The 17,232-nt window shown below is 69.4% G+C and carries 18 protein-coding genes, 1 tRNA gene and 1 pseudogene; 12 read left to right on the top strand and 8 right to left on the bottom strand.

The genetic code is table 11. The annotated features are described in order from the left end of the window. Positions 1–25: 25 nt before the first annotated feature. Positions 26–409 carry a helix-turn-helix transcriptional regulator gene (locus AB0G50_RS26880; RefSeq protein ID WP_360113485.1) on the bottom strand — a complete coding sequence of 128 codons (384 nt, stop codon included), beginning with the start codon at positions 407–409 and terminating at the stop codon, positions 26–28. A 214-nt stretch (positions 410–623) separates the two neighbouring features. Here AB0G50_RS26880 and AB0G50_RS26875 point away from each other — a divergent pair, with 214 nt between their 5' ends. The 4 genes from AB0G50_RS26875 to AB0G50_RS26860 all read left to right on the top strand — a co-directional run bounded on the left by AB0G50_RS26875 (position 624) and on the right by AB0G50_RS26860 (position 3,730). Continuing rightward, positions 624–944: a WhiB family transcriptional regulator gene (locus AB0G50_RS26875; RefSeq protein ID WP_360113483.1), complete on the top strand. Its 321-nt coding sequence runs from the start codon at positions 624–626 to the stop codon at positions 942–944. Then, the gene (locus AB0G50_RS26870) at positions 941–1,240 is read left to right on the top strand and encodes a hypothetical protein (protein WP_360113481.1); all 300 of its coding nucleotides are present in this window, start codon (positions 941–943) and stop codon (positions 1,238–1,240) included. Before AB0G50_RS26875 ends, AB0G50_RS26870 begins: the two co-directional genes overlap by 4 nt. Before the next feature lie 88 nt (positions 1,241–1,328). After that, a complete protein-coding gene (locus tag AB0G50_RS26865; RefSeq protein WP_360113544.1) occupies positions 1,329–3,290 on the top strand; it encodes a cell division protein FtsK in 1,962 nt (653 codons plus the stop codon). A 131-nt stretch (positions 3,291–3,421) separates the two neighbouring features. Next, positions 3,422–3,730 carry a hypothetical protein gene (locus tag AB0G50_RS26860; protein WP_360113479.1) on the top strand — a complete coding sequence of 103 codons (309 nt, stop codon included), beginning with the start codon at positions 3,422–3,424 and terminating at the stop codon, positions 3,728–3,730. Between the two features lie 374 nt (positions 3,731–4,104). On the opposite strand, the gene AB0G50_RS26855 is transcribed toward AB0G50_RS26860, so the two are convergent. From AB0G50_RS26855 to AB0G50_RS26845, 3 genes are all read right to left on the bottom strand, one after another. Further along, positions 4,105–4,740 carry a hypothetical protein gene (locus AB0G50_RS26855; RefSeq protein ID WP_360113477.1) on the bottom strand — a complete coding sequence of 212 codons (636 nt, stop codon included), beginning with the start codon at positions 4,738–4,740 and terminating at the stop codon, positions 4,105–4,107. Between the two features lie 833 nt (positions 4,741–5,573). After that, positions 5,574–6,533 carry a hypothetical protein gene (locus tag AB0G50_RS26850; protein ID WP_360113475.1) on the bottom strand — a complete coding sequence of 320 codons (960 nt, stop codon included), beginning with the start codon at positions 6,531–6,533 and terminating at the stop codon, positions 5,574–5,576. 535 nt (positions 6,534–7,068) lie between these two features. Beyond that, the gene (locus AB0G50_RS26845) at positions 7,069–7,197 is read right to left on the bottom strand and encodes a hypothetical protein (protein ID WP_360113473.1); all 129 of its coding nucleotides are present in this window, start codon (positions 7,195–7,197) and stop codon (positions 7,069–7,071) included. Positions 7,198–7,229: 32 nt separating this feature from the next. Between AB0G50_RS26845 and AB0G50_RS26840 the strand changes: the two genes are divergently transcribed. Both AB0G50_RS26840 and AB0G50_RS26835 read left to right on the top strand, forming a co-directional pair. Then, a tRNA-Leu gene (locus tag AB0G50_RS26840) sits at positions 7,230–7,312 on the top strand. Positions 7,313–7,660: 348 nt separating this feature from the next. Further along, on the top strand, positions 7,661–8,092 hold the full coding sequence (locus AB0G50_RS26835; RefSeq protein WP_360113471.1) for a hypothetical protein: 432 nt from the start codon (positions 7,661–7,663) through the stop codon (positions 8,090–8,092). Here the strand turns inward: AB0G50_RS26835 and AB0G50_RS26830 are convergent. Further along, a pseudogene (locus AB0G50_RS26830) lies at positions 8,000–8,590 on the bottom strand (recombinase family protein); the annotation flags it as partial. The gene AB0G50_RS26835 and the pseudogene AB0G50_RS26830 sit on opposite strands and share 93 nt — an antisense overlap. Before the next feature lie 368 nt (positions 8,591–8,958). Then, complete coding sequence (locus tag AB0G50_RS26825) at positions 8,959–9,678, bottom strand: TIGR02391 family protein (RefSeq protein WP_360113469.1); 720 nt, start codon at positions 9,676–9,678, stop codon at positions 8,959–8,961. Between the two features lie 209 nt (positions 9,679–9,887). Between AB0G50_RS26825 and AB0G50_RS26820 the strand changes: the two genes are divergently transcribed. The 5 genes from AB0G50_RS26820 (at position 9,888) to AB0G50_RS26800 (ending at position 13,320) form a co-directional block, all read left to right on the top strand. After that, positions 9,888–11,093 carry an SAVED domain-containing protein gene (locus tag AB0G50_RS26820; RefSeq protein WP_360113467.1) on the top strand — a complete coding sequence of 402 codons (1,206 nt, stop codon included), beginning with the start codon at positions 9,888–9,890 and terminating at the stop codon, positions 11,091–11,093. Positions 11,094–11,118: 25 nt separating this feature from the next. Beyond that, positions 11,119–12,273 (top strand): nucleotidyltransferase, encoded by a 1,155-nt coding sequence (locus tag AB0G50_RS26815; RefSeq protein ID WP_360113465.1) that lies wholly within the window; start codon positions 11,119–11,121, stop codon positions 12,271–12,273. Between the two features lie 94 nt (positions 12,274–12,367). After that, a complete protein-coding gene (locus tag AB0G50_RS26810) occupies positions 12,368–12,673 on the top strand; it encodes a hypothetical protein (protein ID WP_360113463.1) in 306 nt (101 codons plus the stop codon). A 75-nt stretch (positions 12,674–12,748) separates the two neighbouring features. Further along, the gene (locus tag AB0G50_RS26805; protein ID WP_360113461.1) at positions 12,749–12,955 is read left to right on the top strand and encodes a hypothetical protein; all 207 of its coding nucleotides are present in this window, start codon (positions 12,749–12,751) and stop codon (positions 12,953–12,955) included. Between the two features lie 2 nt (positions 12,956–12,957). Further along, positions 12,958–13,320, top strand: a complete 363-nt coding sequence (locus tag AB0G50_RS26800) for a hypothetical protein (protein ID WP_360113459.1) — start codon at positions 12,958–12,960, stop codon at positions 13,318–13,320. Between the two features lie 257 nt (positions 13,321–13,577). On the opposite strand, the gene AB0G50_RS26795 is transcribed toward AB0G50_RS26800, so the two are convergent. Continuing rightward, complete coding sequence (locus AB0G50_RS26795; protein ID WP_360113457.1) at positions 13,578–13,709, bottom strand: hypothetical protein; 132 nt, start codon at positions 13,707–13,709, stop codon at positions 13,578–13,580. 344 nt (positions 13,710–14,053) lie between these two features. Between AB0G50_RS26795 and AB0G50_RS26790 the strand changes: the two genes are divergently transcribed. Then, positions 14,054–14,596 carry a hypothetical protein gene (locus AB0G50_RS26790; RefSeq protein ID WP_360113455.1) on the top strand — a complete coding sequence of 181 codons (543 nt, stop codon included), beginning with the start codon at positions 14,054–14,056 and terminating at the stop codon, positions 14,594–14,596. Positions 14,597–14,974: 378 nt separating this feature from the next. On the opposite strand, the gene AB0G50_RS26785 is transcribed toward AB0G50_RS26790, so the two are convergent. Next, positions 14,975–17,005 (bottom strand): caspase family protein, encoded by a 2,031-nt coding sequence (locus AB0G50_RS26785; protein WP_360113453.1) that lies wholly within the window; start codon positions 17,003–17,005, stop codon positions 14,975–14,977. Positions 17,006–17,232: the final 227 nt, after the last annotated feature.

The raw sequence follows: 17,232 nt of genomic DNA, 5'->3' as shown, positions 1-17,232 counted from the left end.
GTTCCACCAGCGGGAATGGTCGTCGCTAGCGGCGGTCGCGGACGTGGTCGAGCACGGTGGCGAGGCCGGATTTCAGGTCGTCCAGGCGTTCGGTGATCTCGGTGAGGCGGTCTTCGAGACCGTCCAAACGGGACCAGAGGGTATCCGTGGGGTCGGCAACCGGCTCGCTGGGCTCGGGCGGTTTTCGGCCGTGGAGAACGGCTTCCAGGTGTTGCGGGTGCAGACCCATCGCGGTGGACAGGGATTCGAGGGTGCGGGGACTGCGTCGGCGCTCGACCACGTGGTGCTGGATCTCGCGGACGATGGCCTGCGAGACGTGCGAGCGTTCCGCGAGCTCGCGCTGACGCCAACCCAGCTCGTTGACCCGCTGGTTGATGGCCTTGGCGACTGCCGCCCAGTCCTCCGACACGTATTCCTCCGCGCTCCGCCTTCGGCGCTGAGATTAGCCGTCTTTCGATAACTCGCCAGCAGGCGCGGCGCATTTATGCCGCTGGTGATCAAACGCGTCGTTGAATGAGCTGAAATCAGCACTATGGTGTTGATTTGATCCAGAAGGGCTTTTCTGTGCGTGCTTCTGCGGGGTACAGCGTTCGTCAGGTCGCGTGGTTGCTCAGGGGTGCGGCGTGAACCTCGTCGGGATCGCTTGGGCGTTGGACCGGCTTCGGTGGGTGCCGACGTCGGTGTTGGAGACGGTCGTCGGCCGCGACGGGTTGTGCAGGTGGGCGTACTCCGGCGTGCCGCCGTGGGGCGACGCGGTGCTGGCGGACGCCGAGTTGGCGGCGCGGATGTGCGGTGGGTGTCCGGTGCGGGACGAGTGCTTGGAACTGGAGTTGCGGGCCTCGGGTACCGACACGGTCGGGGTGTGGGGCGGGATGGCCGCTGGGGATCGGCGGGAGTTGGTGCCGCACTGGCTTCGGCGTGGTGAACGGTGGGAGCGGCCGTGATCGCTCCGGGGTACGTCGTGGCCGGGGTCGGTTTCGTGGTCCTGGTGTGGGTGTGGCGGGCTTGGGTTCGGCGGGTGCGGGCGGCGCGGGCTTCGATTCGGGTTCGGCCGGTGTCGTTGGCCGGGCGGGTTGTGGTGAACGCCGGGTTGATCGTGGCTACGCAGTGGGTGGTCAGCTCGCGCGGTGGTGGTTGGTTGCTGCTCGTGGTGTTGGCGGTGCCGGCGTTGTTCGCCTCGTACGCGTTGATGCGGGCGTTGACTGTGACCACCTATGAACCTCGGAGGCTTCGGCGGTGAGCGAGTCGGTCAGAGTCATCGTGCTCGCGGCGGCGCTCGTGGCGGACGGGGGCCTGTCGTGAACGGCGACCTGGTGCCGGTGGAGCGGGTGTTCGGGGAGCCGGTCGGGCGAGGGGTTCGGGACGTTGCTCGGGATGTTCTCGGCTGGCTTGTTCGGGTTCCGCGTCGGCTGGTGTGGGCTGTCGGGCGTGGGGCGGTTGTGGTGGTGCGGGTGTGGCGGCGGTGGGTTCGGGTTCAGGACTACCGGGTGGCGGCGGAGCAGTCGGAGAAGTTGGCGGACAAGTTCGTGGAGATCCGCGAGTTGACGTTGTTCCGGTGGAAGGTGACCGCGGCCGTGGTGGGGTTCGTGGGTGTCGTCCTGACGGTGGGGCACCTCGTGTACGGGTCGGTCGTGTTGTGGGGTGCTGGTGGTGTCGGGGTGGCGGTGCTCGCGGTGGTCGGGCGGTGCGAGGACGGGCCGGCGGGGCGTAGGGCGGTGTTGGGCGGGCCTCGGGTGTTGACGTGGACGATGGACGCCCAGGTGCTCGTGGACGCGTTCCGGGACGCGAAGTTGATCGGCAGGGACGAGACCTTGCGGGTTGTCGAGCGGGCTCGGCGGGTGGGTGCCGGGTGGGCGGCGACCGTGGACCTGCCCGCTACCCGGAAGGCGGCGGACGTGATCCGGGGTCGGGACGCGCTGGCCTCGGCGTTGGCGGTGGATGAGGTTCAGCTCACCGTGGAACGGGTTCGCGGGCGGGGTGGTCACGCTGGGCGGGTGTTCTTCTGGGTGGCCGACGAGGACCCGTACGCGGGGCCGCCGTTGCGCACGCCGTTGGTGGAGGTCGAGCGGTGGGACGTGTGGCGGGCGGTGCCGTTCGGGGTCGACGCGCGCGGGCGGCGGGTGGAACTGCCGTTGGTGTGGACGTCGTTGTTGGTGGGCGCGATTCCCCGGCAGGGCAAGACGTTCGCCACCCGGCTTGCGGCGGCCGGACTCGTGTTGGACCCGCATGCGCGGCTGTACGTGTTCGACGGGAAGGGCGGGAAGGACTGGACGGCCGTCGAACAGGTCGCCTACCGGTTCGTGTGCGGCGACGGGCGGGAACACGCCGAGGCGGTCCGGGACCATCTCGTCGGGCTCGTTGCGGAGGTTCAGGACCGGTACGCGCGTATGGCCACTGTGGACGATTCCGTGTGTCCGGAGTCCAAGATCACGCCGGCGATGTCGCGGGATGTCGCGTTCGGGATGCCGGTGACCGGGGTGGTGATCGACGAGGTCCAGGTGTTCCTGGAGAACACCACGCCCCAACTGATCGGTGGCCGCAGGGCGACGCTCGGCGAGTACGTCGCGGACCTGTTGACCTACTTGGCTCGCAAGGGTCCGGCCGCCGGGGTGGTTGTGGTGCTGGCGACTCAGCGGCCGGACGCGGGGACGATTCCTTCCCGGTTGAGGGCCGTACTCGGATCGCGGTTCGCGTTGCGGGTCATGGACTGGCGGGACTCGAACATCGTTCTCGGCGACCAGATGAACACCCGTGGGTACGACGCGTCGACCCTGCTTCCCGGCCACAAGGGTGTCGGCATTCTGCGACCGGACGGAGAGGCGGACGTGGTCGCCATGACCGTGCGGACCCACTACATGCCCAACGCGGACTGGCAGACGATCTGCGCACGCGGACGACTGTTGCGCGAGGCCGCGGGCACGTTGGCCGGTCATGCGGCCGGGGACGACGTGGTCGGATCGGTCGACGCGCAGTCGGTGGCCCGGGTGCTCGACGGCGGCACGGCGGACGGGTGGGTCGTGCAACTGCCCGAACCCCTGGCCTCGGTGGTGCACCACCTTGGCGCGGAGCTCCACGAACGCGAGTTCGTGCCCACAGCCGAGCTGGTCACCGCGCTTGAGGTCGAGGTGGGGGCGTTCGCGCGGGAGATGGGCGAACTGGGGTGTTCACCGCTCCGCCGGTACGTGGCCGGGGAAGACGGCGCGCGGCGGGTCCGCGGCTACCTCACCGCCGACATCCGCACGGCAGTCGGCCGCGCCGGTGCTGAAATCGGCTCTGGTCACCGTGACTGACCGGGAGGTGATCGTGACCGTGCCCGCCGAGCCTCCAGCGCTCAACTGTGCTGCGATCCGAGTACTCCTCGCCATGCTGGTGGAGCTGGCCCAAGTCGAGGTCCTCGAAGGACCTCCGGGGAGGGGTGGGCGTGACTGCTGAAATCAGCAATAGCCCGTGGGCGACGCTGAACGAACTGCTCGGCGTCGAGGTTGCCGAGGTGGCGGAAGACGGCATCGGGCCGATGGCCGCCTATGGGCGGTGTTCGACGGAGGACAACCAGGACCCGGAGACGTCGCGCGGGTGGCAGTTCGGCAACGCGGGCAAGTTCGTGGAGGCGTTCGGCGGGGTGGTCACGGAGGAGTTCTTCGACGTCAGCCAGTCGCGCTCGGTGCCGTGGGACCGGCGGCACGCGGCGTCGCGACTGCTCGCGGCGCTGAAGAACCCGTATCGCGGGTGAGGGGACGCGGTGTTGGTCCGGGAATCAGTTCTCGCTCATCGCGCCCCGGTTCGAGGCGTAAGGGGTGGACCTGCGGGTGCCGGAGTTGGGAGGCAAGTACGACCCGCGCAACCCGGCGCACAAGATGCGGACCACCGGCACGGCGTTCGGGCGGATCTCGATGGTTGCCGGTCCCCACGTCCGCAGTCCGCCGGTCAGTGCCGTGCCAGGCGCGGTCGGCGTCGTGTCTGTGCCACGGGTGAAGGGCACCGCGGTCGGTGACCGTGACCGGCCGAGCGGCGGCGTCCGACCTCCGCTCGCATCGACGCCGGTCACGAGCGGAGCGTTCTTAGGTCCGCGTCCCGGGGGACGGGGAGTGGGCATGGAGGTCGGGATCAGCAGTCGAGTTCCCTGCGTGCCTGGGCACGGACGGTGTAGTCGTGCCAGTCTGGTGCGGGCTCGGCGCAGGAGACGGTGCCCGTCTCCATGTAGCCGTAGGTCGTGTACACCACCCGAGCGTCTCGCGCCCACGTTCCGAAGAATCCGTTGCACCAATAGGTCTGTGCGATGCCGGTGGCCGCGCGGGTGCCCCTGAAGAGGCCGTAGTGGCCCGGTTTGTTGAAGCTCCATCGCATCGTGGTCGATTCGGTGGAGGTGGTCGACTTGGTCGTCTGGACCGAGAACCCCACCTTCACTCCGACCTTTTTCAGGATCGCGTTGCCGGCGTTCGAGATCTCGGCGCTGCCCGCGACGGTGGTCGTGACGGTGTTGGTGATCGAGAGGGTGTCGGTGCGCTCGCCTGCGGTGCCGTCGGCGATGGTGAAAGCCGCGTAGTGGGTGATCACGGGTTGCCATCCCGCGCTGATGACCATGGAAGGGGCGGGGTCGTACCAGATGCAGGGTTGCCCCTCCGGGTTTTCGTCGTCGGCGTGCGCGGTGCCTGTTTGCAGCGCGACAGCGGCGGACGCGATCAGCAGTAGGGTGCCCGCGCGGGCGGACAGATGTCTGAGAGCGCTTTCTCGGCGGCGCACAGGGCTTCCTTTCGGGAGCACGGATCCGGCGACAGTCGGCACCCGCACGGCCGCCGTCCCCGAATCGAGGTGGGGTCGCGGTCGTCGCTGGTCGCCGGAAGGATGACACCGGTCGACACTGATCGACGTTAGCCGGCGACCCGCCACGGGCGCGACCGCCTCCAGGCGCAACGCTTCCACCGGTTCCGTACTGCGCGCACGGATTCCTCTGTGGGGCAATGGCATCAAGCCTGCGAAGGTCCTCGTCGTGATGGGCCGATCACCGAGGTCTGCGCCGACGTGGCGATCACGGCCGTCGGTGCGGATCACGTGCCGGTGGGGCGGTGGCCCGGTTGTCGCCCGCGCGGTGTCAGGCCGAGTCGGGGTGGAATCGACGCGGGCGTCTGGGCGGTATCGGGGGCAGGGCCAGGTCGGCGCGTCCTGCCGGGTGGGTGTACGGCACGAGGCGTGCCCGGCCTGAGGTCTCCCCTTGCGGCACTTCGCGTGTCGGCTGAATGGCGCTGCGGGTACCCCCGAAGGGGTGGGCGTGGTCGTCCGCGGCGGACCTGCACCCACACCCGGACCCGCTACGCAGGAGGAACAATCCCGTGGTGGCACTGGAACTCTGGTACGACGCGTCCCACGAAGTAGTTCAGCACGGCCGCGTCGGATGCCGGCACCCACCGGGAGGAGAAAGGCCCGTACTACTGCGTGGACGGCAGCACCGGGTTCCCCGGCGACCGCGAAATCCCGCTGGACACGATGCGCCGAGCCGCGCCCGAGTACCCGGCGAACCGTCGGTCCGCCCGGTCCGCCCGGTCCGCGGGGGCCGACACCGCCAGGCGGTCGCGAGGTCAGGACGCGAGCAGGTCAAGGCCGAACCCGACGACGAAAAGGACGAACGCGACCCGGCGGAGCGGATGGCCGGGGTCAGTGCGGTCGAAAGCCCGGGCGAGTCCGTTGACGAGCGGGATCAGGAGCCCGCGGGTCACCGCGATCCAGGCCAGCATGGGAACCCCGCTCACGACGAGGACAAGCAGGTATCCCATCAGTGGCGGAGCCCCTTCATCCTCCCGGATGCGGGTCAGTCGCCTCAGGGCCACGAACCCGATCGACACGAAACACAGCACGACGCCCGTGACACCGGCCGGGCCGCGCACCAGACCGGTGATCACAGGGGAGACAGCCTGCGGTGGATGCACGACGTCGGAACCGACCAGCAGCAGGAGATAACCGGCCAGGAACAACGTCACCCCGGTCATGACCGGCTCGTCCAGTCTGTCGGCGAGCCGCCGCCACGACGGAGGGCGCAGCCGGTTGCCGAACTCGCGCAGGCGCTCCGGGCCGACCAGGTCCAGGACGACCGTGAGACCGGCCGCGAACTGGAGGAGTTTGCCCGTTCGCCCCCACACCAGCATCGGCAAGCCCCATAACCGCGCATCGTCGACCTTCTCGCCGGAGAGCCACCGGCCCCACAAGCGCAGAGGTTCACCGACAGCCTTCCCGACGTGCCCGCCGACAACCACGAACACGACCGCCGCCGCGCACACGCCGACCATCGTCCACCCGAGAAGTCTCCTGGACACAGTGTTCGCCCCCTGCGTCGGTGCCCACGCGCGGCACGTTCGAGCCTGAGACGCACGCGATGCACACCTCGTTGCGCAGGCGAGAGCACGGGACCGGCGGGGCCGGCGGCGGCCGTACTTGTCGTAGACGTGCTGGACGACCTCCTCGCGCCGGTCGGACTCGATGTCGATGTCGGGCGGCCCGTCGCGTTCCACCGCACCGGGGTGGCGGGCGAAGCGGGCGGCCATCCGTTCCCCGGAGCGCAGCGCGGCCTGCCCGGGGCGGCCACCCGGTCAAGCCCTCCACAGTGGAGCGTGCCCGCACCGCGGCCATCGTGGCGGTGACCTGTACGGAGCGCGGGTGGGCGTAGTGCACGGCGTTGGTCGCCACCCCGCACCGCGCGGGCAGTTCCGCGAGCAGGTCGTTGCGGGTGGAGTCCTCGGGCAGGGCGTGGTCGACCAGCTCCACCGCCACGTGGTCACGGTCGAACCCTCTCCGGCCTGGTCGTGCCTGCGGCATCGCCGGTGGACCCCTGACGCGGCCGCCGCGGGTTCTCCGAACGGCTGTTCGACGAACTGGCCGAGGTGTTGCAGCGGCCCAGGATGGAGACCTGGTTGCCGTAGCTCAGGGGTGCGGTGCAGCTGGACGCCCTGGATCAGCGGCGATGTGTGCGGCGGCAGAGTTGCCAACAACGTGAACCATCGCCCTGTTCGGCGTCACAACCCCGACAACGGACCGTTGCCACCTGCTCTGACCAGATACCCGGCCCACCGTCACTTCCCGTCACCGCCCCGGCTCCGGGCCTGGACGCTGCTCGCCGAGCAGCCCGACCTTGAAGACCTCATTGACCAGCACAAACACGCCACCGCCCGTCGGCGACCGGACCCGATTTTGCCCATCAATGACGATCATGTAATCTATGTCCACACCACGGCGAGAGCCGAGTCCGGGTGGCGGAATGGCAGACGCGCTAGCTTGAGGTGCTAGTCCCCGAAAGGGGGTGGGGGTTCAAGTCCCCCCTCGGACACATCAATTGCCCCACGAAGTATTTCCAGGTCGATCGGGAATCTTCGTGGGGCAATTTGTTTGAGTGTCCTTCCTTCGTGAGTTGTCCTGTCCGGTTTGCTGGGCGGGTTGTGGTCGTGCCGGTGGTGAAGCAGGGGTTGTCGCGGCGTCGGCCTCGGTACGCGGGGTTTACGGTCGCCGCGGGCTGCGGCTCCCTGTTGGTCGAATGTCCTCCGCGCGGTGTCTCTCGTGGGCGCGGGATGTCCTCCGCCGGCACGTGACTCCAGGTGCGCCCGGCGGCGACGTGCTGGCGGCTGGAACGGGGTACGTCGTCTCGGCTGGGCAGCGCGTTCGCTTGTGGATTTCCGCAGTGACGGGCTTCGAAATCCCCGACGCGATCGTCGGGGGCCTGCCGGTCGGGGAAAGTCGTGGTGCAGGCAAGGTCGAGAAGGAGTTGGCCGCCGCCGTCGCCTGCCGGAGTCGATCCGAACGCGCGTCGTGCTCGTCGTGGGCCCGGCTTCGTGGTTGGCAGGTATCGCGAGGCGGGTGTGATTCCGGCGTTGTCGCAGCGGAAGACCAGGTCGAGTTCGGTGACCAGTCGTGCGGTCTGCGCGTGGTCGGGGTAGACGGTGACTCCGGTGGTGGTGAGGTGCGCGGCGATGCGGCCGAGGAGATGGTCTTCGCGGAGGTAGAGGTTGCTTGGCGCGTCATGGGGTTGGGCGTGGGCGCTGGTGTGGCCGTGTCGGCATCGGTAGGCGGCGCGGTTGTGGACGCGGTGGGAGTCCATCCTTCGTCCGCATAGTCCACACTGGAGTCTTTCTGCGAGGTAGTAGACGTTGTCCTGCTCGCCTGGCGTGTTCTCTGCGGCCCTCTCCCTGGCCTCCTGGATGTTCTGTGCGGCCCTCTCCCTGGCCTCCTGGATGTTCTGTGCGGCGATGAAGTCCTGTTCGGACACCAGTGGAGGGTGGGCGAGGTGGTGGGAGATCGCCCACGCGGATAGGTCGTTGCGGACGCTGGGGCGGCGTCCGGTCGGGGAGCGGTCGGTGCGGTCGTTGCTGGTGCGGTTCCAGACCTGGTGGCCGGTGTAGCGGGGGTTGCGGAGGATCTCGGCGACGGTGCGCGACGACCAGCCCGGCTCGAGGTGGCGCTGCGCGCGGCTGGGATCGCTGTGGGACGGAGCTGGCATGCCTCGTTCGTTGAGGTGGCGGGCGATCGCGGCCCTGCGGTATCCGGTCAGGCGTAGGCGGAAGATCAGTCGGACGACCCAGGCGGTGCGGGGTCGAGGGCGAGTCGTTGTCACCGGACGCCGCTTCGGGCCAGCGCGCGGTTGGGGTAGGGTCCGGCGTCGACGAGCCAGTAGCCGTACGGTGGACGGCCGCCGAGGTAGCGGCCCTGCTCCACGGTCTGTCGGCGCGGTCGTGCGCACGCTTCAGTACGTCGAGCGGCTGCGCGACGCCGGGGTCGTCGTACTCGACGCGGCCGAGTGGGAACCTCGCACGGGATGCGCGGCGTATATGCGGCGTGAGTGGTCGGAGTAGTGCGTGGGGTCGGGACCAACAGTCCCAGCCGAGCCTACAGCTCATGGGTCGGAACCTCCTGACGCACGTCGCGATCGTCGAACGTCCTGCGCCACAAGCAACACCAGCACGCCGACTCATCCTGAATTGATCACTTGCCGCGGCGGGCCGCTCGCTGTAGTAGGCGCAACAACAGGTCGGCGGTCTGCACCACCTCGGCCGCCTCCACGGCATCATCGAAATGCACGGTGCGGTGGCTGGAGGGGTTCTTGAAAGCCCCGATCGCTCCGGCGAACAGCTCCATGATCGCCACCTGCTCGCCCTTGTGGGCGTCGCCATCGGCGAGAGGTCCACCGTCCGGCTTGAACGCCTGACGCATCAAGTCCACGCCGATGACGGCGTTGTCGAGACCTGCCAGTCGACGTACCTCGACCTCGACCGTCTTCATCGCGGCGAAACACGCTGTCTCGTAGTCGCCCAGGTTGAAGATCGGACGCACTCGCTCCTCCAGGATCGGGTGCAGGGAGCCCGCCAGGCGGTCACCGGCCCACAACTTGGTCAGAGCGGCGGCATCAGCCTTGGCCTCGTGCCCGGCGCTAGTCAGCCGCTGCCACGCGGATGCCGTGTTGCGGGCACTCGGGCCGATCAGCCCATGCGCCTCCAACCACGCCCAAGCGTCCGAGAGCCGCTCCAGCAGTTCGGTCACGTCCGACTCCTGGTTGTGCTCGAACGCCTGCTCCGCACCCCGAAGGGTGTTGCTCGCGTTCACCTCGTCGGCTGTCAAGCTCGCCAACACTCGCAGGGCAAGCTCTGGGGTGGCCGACCGTCTGATCTCGTCAGCCGGCACAGGGCCGGGCACGCGCATCGTCATGCCCAACGCTAACCTCCGGCCCTGGCTCAGCCTGATGGGCAAGGCCCACTGCATCGTGTTGCGAACCTGGCCACGGTGCCCGTCGTCAGGTCGTGGCTGCTGGGCCGGGCCACCGCGAGATGTCGGGCTCGGGTGTCGCTCGTTTTGTCGGTCCCCTGTTGCACACTTCCGTGAAGTCCCCGAGCGGGATTGATCGGGAGGTGATGCACATGACCGGTGGCACGGTGTCCGCAGCCAGGGCGGTGGGGCCGGGAGGCGAGACTCGGGCCGTCTCCGAGACCGTGGCGCGGCAGGTGTGGGTGGCCGCCGGTGGACGGTGCACGATCTGCAACCGGTATCTGCTGGCGGACCCGGTCACCGGCCAAGAGGTGTCGATCGGGCAGTTGGCGCACATTGTCGGCTGGTCGACCGCTGCTGGTTCGCCGCGTGGAGATCACGATCTGCCCGTCGGGCAGCGCAACTCGGCGGAGAACCTGATGCTGCTGTGCCACGACCAGCACCGGGTCATCGACCACAAGAGCCTGTGGGAGCTGTTCGACGTCGACACGCTGCGGGGGATGAAGCGCCGGCACGAGCAGCGCATCCACAGACTGACCGGGCTGAACCACGACAACCGCACCACGGTGCTGCGGGTGGTCGGCAACATCCACGGCAGGCCTGTCGAGCTCAACTCCTCCAGTGTGACCTCCGCTCTGCTGGCCCGCAACCGATTCCCCGACTGGGTCCTGCGCGGCGCCGACGAGTTCGAGATCGACCTGCGTGCACTCCCCGGCGAGCAGACCAACAGCCCGACGTACTGGGCGGCTGCCCGCAGCCACTTGGAGGACCGCTTGGCGCACCTGCTCACGCAGGTACGCAAGGAGGTGGTCAACCACGTCTCGGTCTTCGCCCTGGCCCGCATCCCGGTCCTGGTGCTGCTGGGCACGTACCTAGACAAGATGCTGCAGGTCGACATCTACCCCAAGCGCCGTGAGGGCCCCAGGGTGTGGGGGTGGGACGAGGTCGGCACGCCGGTGCACTTCACCTCGGAGTTGCGCCGGGACGGCAGCGACCCCACACGAGTGGCGGTGATGTTCTCGATCTCGGGAAGCGTGGACGTCAACCGCCTCCCGCCCGACGTGCTCGACTCGCACACCGTCTACGAGCTGCGCCCCACCTCGGCGCTTCCGACACCGGAATTGATCAACACCCAGGAGACCCTGGACCGCTTCTCCCGCGCGTGGCGCACTCTGCTGTCCGCCATCGAGGTCGACCACCCCGACACCTCCGCCATCCCGATCTTCCCCGCGGTGCCGCCTGCGGCGGCGATGGCCATCGGACGTCACCTCCTGCGCGCCGCGCACCCGCCGCTGCACATCTACGACCGCGCCCCCGGCTCCCACGCCTACCTGTTCACCACCGACACCAACGGCTGATCCCTTCTCAAGGAGCACCACGCCCATGACGGACTCCCCCGAGGACATCATCTCCACCCTGCTCACCGGCGCCGTCGAACACCTCGACATCCCCGACGACCTGCTGGACAAGACCGTCAGCTGTTACGAGGACGTCGGTGCCTGGCTGCTGGACACCGGCGGTGAACTCTGGTCGGTCTACCCGCAGGGCTCGTTCACCCTCGGCACCGTCACCCGCCCTCCCGACGACGACGGCGAGTACGACATCGACGTCGTCTGCCACAAGGCGGTCAAGAAGACCAGCACCACCCAGGAGAAGCTGAAGAACGAAGTCGGCGACATGCTCGAGGAGTACGAGCAGCACAAGCTCGACGACGACAGCGACGACATCCCCATCCTGTCCGTCAACGAAAGCCGACGCTGCTGGACCCTGGGCTACGACGGCTTCCACCTCGACGTCGTGCCCTGCGTGACCGACGAGGACCACCCTCCGACCAGCATCCTGCTCACCGACTTGAAACTACGGCCCTGGCACCACAGCAACCCCAAGGGCTACGCCGAGTGGTTCCGCAGCCAATCCGCCGAGATGACCCGCGCCCTGGAGGCCAAGGCCGAGGAATCCGGTGTCCCCGCAGTCCCCAACTGGACGGTGCGCACCACGCTCCAGCGCCTGGTGCAGGTGATCAAGTGGCACTGCGCGCTGCACTTCGCCGACGACCTCGACGACCGCCCGCCGTCGATCCTGATCACCACTCTGGCCGCCCACGCCTACGCCGGGGAGGCCGACCTGTTCACCGCCACCGTGAACGCCGTCGCCGGCATGCCGCGGTTCATCACCGAGGAAGGCGACAAGTGGTGGGTACGCAACCCCGCCCACGAGCTGGAGAACTTCGCCGATAAGTGGAACGAACCCAACCAACGACGAGAGAAGTTCCTCTCCTGGCTCGACACCCTCGCCGGCACCCTCGACTACGCCGGGAAATCCGCCGGCAAGGGCCTCGACCACCTGGTCGACCGCCTCGGCGGCACCTTCGACCTCGGTCTGCTCCGCAAATCGGCCCAACGCATGGGCCTGGAGACCAGGCAGTTCCGCGACGCGGGCAAGCTGGGCATGACCCGCAACGCCGGAGCCCTCACCACCCTGCCCACCGCCACGACCCACGTTCGGGATCACGAGTTCCATGGTCCGACGCAGCGGTAGAGCCGTCCTCACCCCGGCACAACAAGCCCTCGGTCTGCGCCGCGCAGTCGCCGACTGCCAGTGCCGCATCAGCGCAGGCGTACTGAGCTGCGTAGTGGATCTACAACCCACGCCTATCTCACGTCGGTACACCGTCAAGATCACACAACAACCACCCCGCACACCGAAGGTCGAAGTCCTCGCACCCGCTCTGCGCCTACACCCCGGCGCCACAAGATTGCCGCACGTCAACCACGACGACACGCTGTGCCTGCACCAGCGCGGCGAATGGCGATCCAACATGCCCATCGCCGACACCGTCCTGCCGTGGATCAGCGAATGGTTCTACTACTACGAAATCTGGCTCATCACCGGCGAATGGACAGGAGGGGGTGACTGGCCCGCAGCCAGAGTTACCTGACCTGACGAGATCGTGAGCCGCGCTGCCCTTCCCTCCGACTCCTACCCTCCGGAACTAGCCACCACCCCCTCGGTCGTGCTCACGCGACGCGATTGGGAGTTCCTTTTCGACCAGCTGCACTCCACCCACGCCGTGCTGGACTACCTCCTCCGCACGGTCGGCGATCGCTGCGAACTGGACGGAGAGGTGCAGCGCTACCACGAGTTCGCCCTGGCCGACCAGCAGGCCGAACCCGACCCGCCGGCGCAGGGAACGTGGATGCCCACCCGTTGCCGCGGATGATCATGGATGACATCGCGGAGACGCCGGTGCCGCACGACGGTGAACCGGACCAGCTGCGCGCGCCGGCGCGTCTGGGCGGCCTGCCCGTCGACGCCAGGGACGAACTGGGCGAGACGCTGCTGGGGTTCGCGAGGACCCTCGCCTCATGGGATGGCGAAGGAGTCCGGACCGAGACTCGCATCGTGGCATCGAACCCCGACGCCTTCAGTCCGATGGTGTTCACCGTCGCCTCGGCCCTCAACGACCACATCCGCGGGGTGTTCCACGGACGAGTCCACCTTGCTCACTACGACCATTACGGTGAGAACGCCACCGACGACCAGGCGGTGGTAGGTGTACTGCTGACCCCGACCGCCCATCCATAACGCTTTTGGGACACCACCCTGTTCGCCGTGGAAGGTCCGTGCGGCTACCAGCCGGACGGGATAGGAGATCCGCGCGGAGTTCACCCGAAATCGACTGTGACCGCCGCGCACCCGATCGGCCCGGCGTGTCAGTCCCGCACCACGGCTGCCCGACTGCTGCGAATGACCCTGTCCAACAGCAGGTTGGCCCGTGCCGAACGAAACCGCGGTGCAGCCCGCGGCACCCGTTCTCCGACCTGGATCCCGCGTCGCCTCGATCACTGCCGCAGGTCGGTGAACCGGGAGTAGTGCAGTTGGTGGGCGAAGTTCTGGCCGAATGGCCCGCGCGCTACGACCTGGCTACCGGCGCGCCGCGTGGTGAGCTGTTCGTCCACCTGGGTTCGGGTCACCTGGTCGTCGACGAGGCACTGCCTGGGTGCGGGCCTGGTACGACCGCGTTGATCGCAAACCGCACCCGGCTTTGCCGCAGGCCCCGTCAGTCCTTGCAGAGGGTCGACGGTAGGTGAACCACGCGGCGGCCGCGGCCGGTGTCGCCACCGGCGTTCTCGACCTGACCGAGGGCGGCGGACTCTGACCGACACCGGCGATTTCCGGCCGACCCGCGGAACTGCGACCTCGTGGACCTCTCCGGGGCTCGGCGATGTCCTGCTGGGACAACCTGTCCGAGGGCGGCGGGGGCCGTTCACCTCGCGCTTCCAACCACCCCAGGGGTCGCCGGGCCGGAACGTCGCCAGTGCACCAGGTTCGCGCGGGGTACGCGGCGAGCGCGCAGGTCACGACGCCGGACTGGCCGAGCCACGACGCGAGGTGGTGCCGGATCTTCAGCACGTGCGGGTGGTCCGGCGAGAAGCAGTCGCCCGCCGCGCGGCGCAGGTCGCGGAAACTGGTGATCGCGGCGGCCACCCGGCCGTTCTCGCCGAGCGACCGCGCGACCTGGAACAGCACGTCGTGCGGTCCGCCGTCCCACAGCGCGTTGCCCGCGCACAGGGCGTCCGCCGCCGACCGCAGCACCCACGCCAGGTCCGGGCTCGTCGTGTCGGTCTCCGGCCAGGTCGCGCACAACGTGTCCGCGGCGGTGCGGGCGGACGTGTGCCGGGCCGTCGCGGACGGCGCGCTGCACCAGCGCGTGCACGGCGACCGTGCGGACCTCGCTCGCGGGGTTCAGCGACACGAGGCTGAACTCGTGCAGGCGGCCCAGCCTGTCCTCCGCCCCCGGTCGCGTCGACCGGGCGGACGGTCAGCCGGGTCAGGTGGTCGAGCACGGGACGGCTCGTGAACAGCGAACGAGGGACGCCGTCCGGGTCGAGCAGGCTCGCGAGTTCCAGCAGCGGACGGGTCGGGCCGGGCGGCGGCGACTCGTCGGCGCGTTCGACGGACGGCGACCACCACCGCTCGGTGCTCGTCGGGCAACTCCGCCGAGGTCGGCATGACCTCCGCCGACGTCCGCCGCCGGACCGGCGAGGTCGTCGTGGTCCGCGTCGGGCAGCGCCCGCGCGCGAACGCGGAGTCGCGCCGGCGGGTCGTCACCACCGCCCGGGCGTGCGGGGTGCACCACGATCCTGGCGCCGGAGGCGACGCCGCTCTGCCCGTCTACCGCCCGCCCGTGGATCGACCTGCCGCAACTGGAGCGCGGACGGCCGCCCGCGGCAACGCGCTACTGCGGTCTCGACACCGCGCGGGTCAAGCCGAGGACCAGGACCAGCAACGTCAGCGCGGTGTACAGGTAGGACGCCGGGGACTGCTCGGTGGGCACGGCCCGGTAGAGCAGGAGCGCGCCGATCGCCATCGTCGCGACCAGCTCGCCGCGGTGGTCCGGCGAGGTCCGCAGCGGGTGCAGGGCGAACGCGGCGGACAGCGTGATCAACGTCCAGTCGTGGTCCCGGACGTTGCCCGTGATCAACACCAGCACGGTGATCGCGGTGACCGAGGCCAGGAACAGCGTGGACCCGAGCCACCGCGAGCGGGGAGTTCCACGCTGCCACCAGTCGAGGGCGACGAGACCCGCCTGCACCACGAGGATCACGACCGCGAGGATCGGCCAGGTGGCGCTGGGATCGGAGTCCGAGTCGAATAGCGCCGGTTTGCCCAGGGCCAACGCGGTCATCAGCACGAACGGCACGGCGGGGGCGGCGGCGAGCAACCTGCGGTCGGCGGCTTCCAGCGCGCACGCCAGGACGCCCAGGGCGGCGGCGCACGCCAACAGCATGCCGGTCGAGGTCAACTGGAGCCCGCCGTACAGCGGGCCGGGCGAACCGCTCACGAACGGCAGATACACCAGGTCCACGAGCACGACGAGCGCGCCCGCGATCCCGATGCCGGGTACGAGCACCCGACCGGGGCTTCGCGCGGGCAGCCCCACGAGCGCCACGAGCGCGCCGACGAACAACCACAGCGCCACCGTGTCGACCGCACCGGGGTGCCAACTCCCGCCGCGCAGTTCGACGACACCGGCCCGGCCGGCGGTCGCGGCGACGAGGAAGGTCACGAGCGCGAGCGACCGGACCAGGGCGCCGCGGACGCCGCCGAAAGTGTCCACTGAGGACGGTGAGGGCTCGGCGAAGTCCCCGGTTCGGTCGGCGGTTCGGGTGACGGAGGCTTCGGGGTCGGCGGTTGTCGGGGTGTCGGTCGGCCCGGGATCGGGCGCGGTGTCGGAGGTCGTCGGGGCGACAGGCGGTGGCTCGGTGGTGGGCGGTTCCGGGTCGCCGAGGGCCGCCCGCGCGGCGGCCGAGACCTGGCGGCTGTCGTCGTCGCGCAACGTCGTCAACTCCAGCGACGCGGCCAGCGCCAGCCCCTGGTGGCCGCCGCGCAGCAGCGAGCGGAGTTCCGCGACCGCCGCCACCCTCGCCGTCGCCAACCCGCTGGCCACCAGCACCGTCAACTCCGCCGGCAACGGCGAGGGCACGGTCACCGGCCTGGCGCGACGGGCGAAGCGGAGGCTGCGACCCTCCTGGTCGAGCACCGAGATGCCGGGTGTCTGGTCCGGGGTCGTGCGGCGCACGTGGCTGTACACGTAGTCGTACAGCTCGTTGAGGTTGACGTACCCGTCCTGGTCCCGGTCGGCGTCACCGGTGAGCAGGCCCTCCACCAGCGCGCTGGTGAACACCGACGTGCCGCGCTCCTGGTCGTCGACGACCTCCAACCCCTCGAAGGCGTACTCCAGGTCGCTGGAGGCGGTCAGCACGACCTTGCCCACCCCCTCGAACTGCTCCTGCACCGCGACCGAGTCGCCCGCGCGGTGCGCCGCCCCGCGCCGGAACGCACCGGCGTAGCAGCAGTCCAGCAGCAGGACGACCCGGCTGGCCCAGGTGCGCGCCAGGCGGTCGCTCACGAACCGGCCCGACACCGCCGTGGACTCCAGGACCTCCAGGTCGGTGTCGGCGGTCGCGAAGTACAGGTCGCCGTGGGTGTCCTTCACGCCGTGCCCGGACACGTAGAGCACCAGCAGGTCGTCGTGGCCGCGGTTGTCGAAGAACCTCTGGATCGCCTGGTTCGTGGCGGACGCGCTCTCGTTGAGCACGGTGGACACGGTGAACCCGCCGATCGCCGGGTCCGCCAGCACGGCGGCCAGGTGCCGGGCGTCCCGCGCGGGCGCGCGCAACTTGCGCAACCCCGCGCCCCGGTAGTCGTCGTTGGCGATGATGAGCGCGTGCCGCCCACCCGACCCGAACGCCCGCAGACCGTCCACGTGCCGTCCCTCCCCGATCCGCCCACCGCCGATCATCACACCGGACGAACGCGCGGGGAGCCGTACCCGACGACAACACCGTCCGCGACGGCCGTGCTCACCCGAACAGCCCATCGCCGACACGCCGAGATCGGTGCCGTCGAGGTGTGCGCGGACGAAGAGATCCTCACGTGAGGTCGCGAATCGAGTCGGTGCGCGGCGGCCGGCGGTAACCTTCCGCTTGTGGA

This window comes from Actinosynnema sp. NPDC020468 (assembly GCF_040642015.1).
Lineage (GTDB): Bacteria > Actinomycetota > Actinomycetes > Mycobacteriales > Pseudonocardiaceae > Actinosynnema.
The sequence above is the reverse complement of the archived record's forward strand: the minus strand, read 5'-3'. Positions and strand labels throughout refer to the sequence as shown.

What these genes read in the sequence shown, in the direction of transcription:
- AB0G50_RS26850 (WP_360113475.1), bottom strand. Translation starts at nt 6,533, where the DNA reads ATGGCCGCCCGCTTCGCCCGCCACCCCGGTGCGGTGGAACGCGACGGG.
- AB0G50_RS26845 (WP_360113473.1), bottom strand. Translation starts at nt 7,197, where the DNA reads ATGATCGTCATTGATGGGCAAAATCGGGTCCGGTCGCCGACGGGCGGT.
- AB0G50_RS26825 (WP_360113469.1), bottom strand. Translation starts at nt 9,678, where the DNA reads ATGACGATGCGCGTGCCCGGCCCTGTGCCGGCTGACGAGATCAGACGG.
- AB0G50_RS26820 (WP_360113467.1), top strand. Translation starts at nt 9,888, where the DNA reads ATGACCGGTGGCACGGTGTCCGCAGCCAGGGCGGTGGGGCCGGGAGGC.
- AB0G50_RS26815 (WP_360113465.1), top strand. Translation starts at nt 11,119, where the DNA reads ATGACGGACTCCCCCGAGGACATCATCTCCACCCTGCTCACCGGCGCC.
- AB0G50_RS26800 (WP_360113459.1), top strand. Translation starts at nt 12,958, where the DNA reads ATGGATGACATCGCGGAGACGCCGGTGCCGCACGACGGTGAACCGGAC.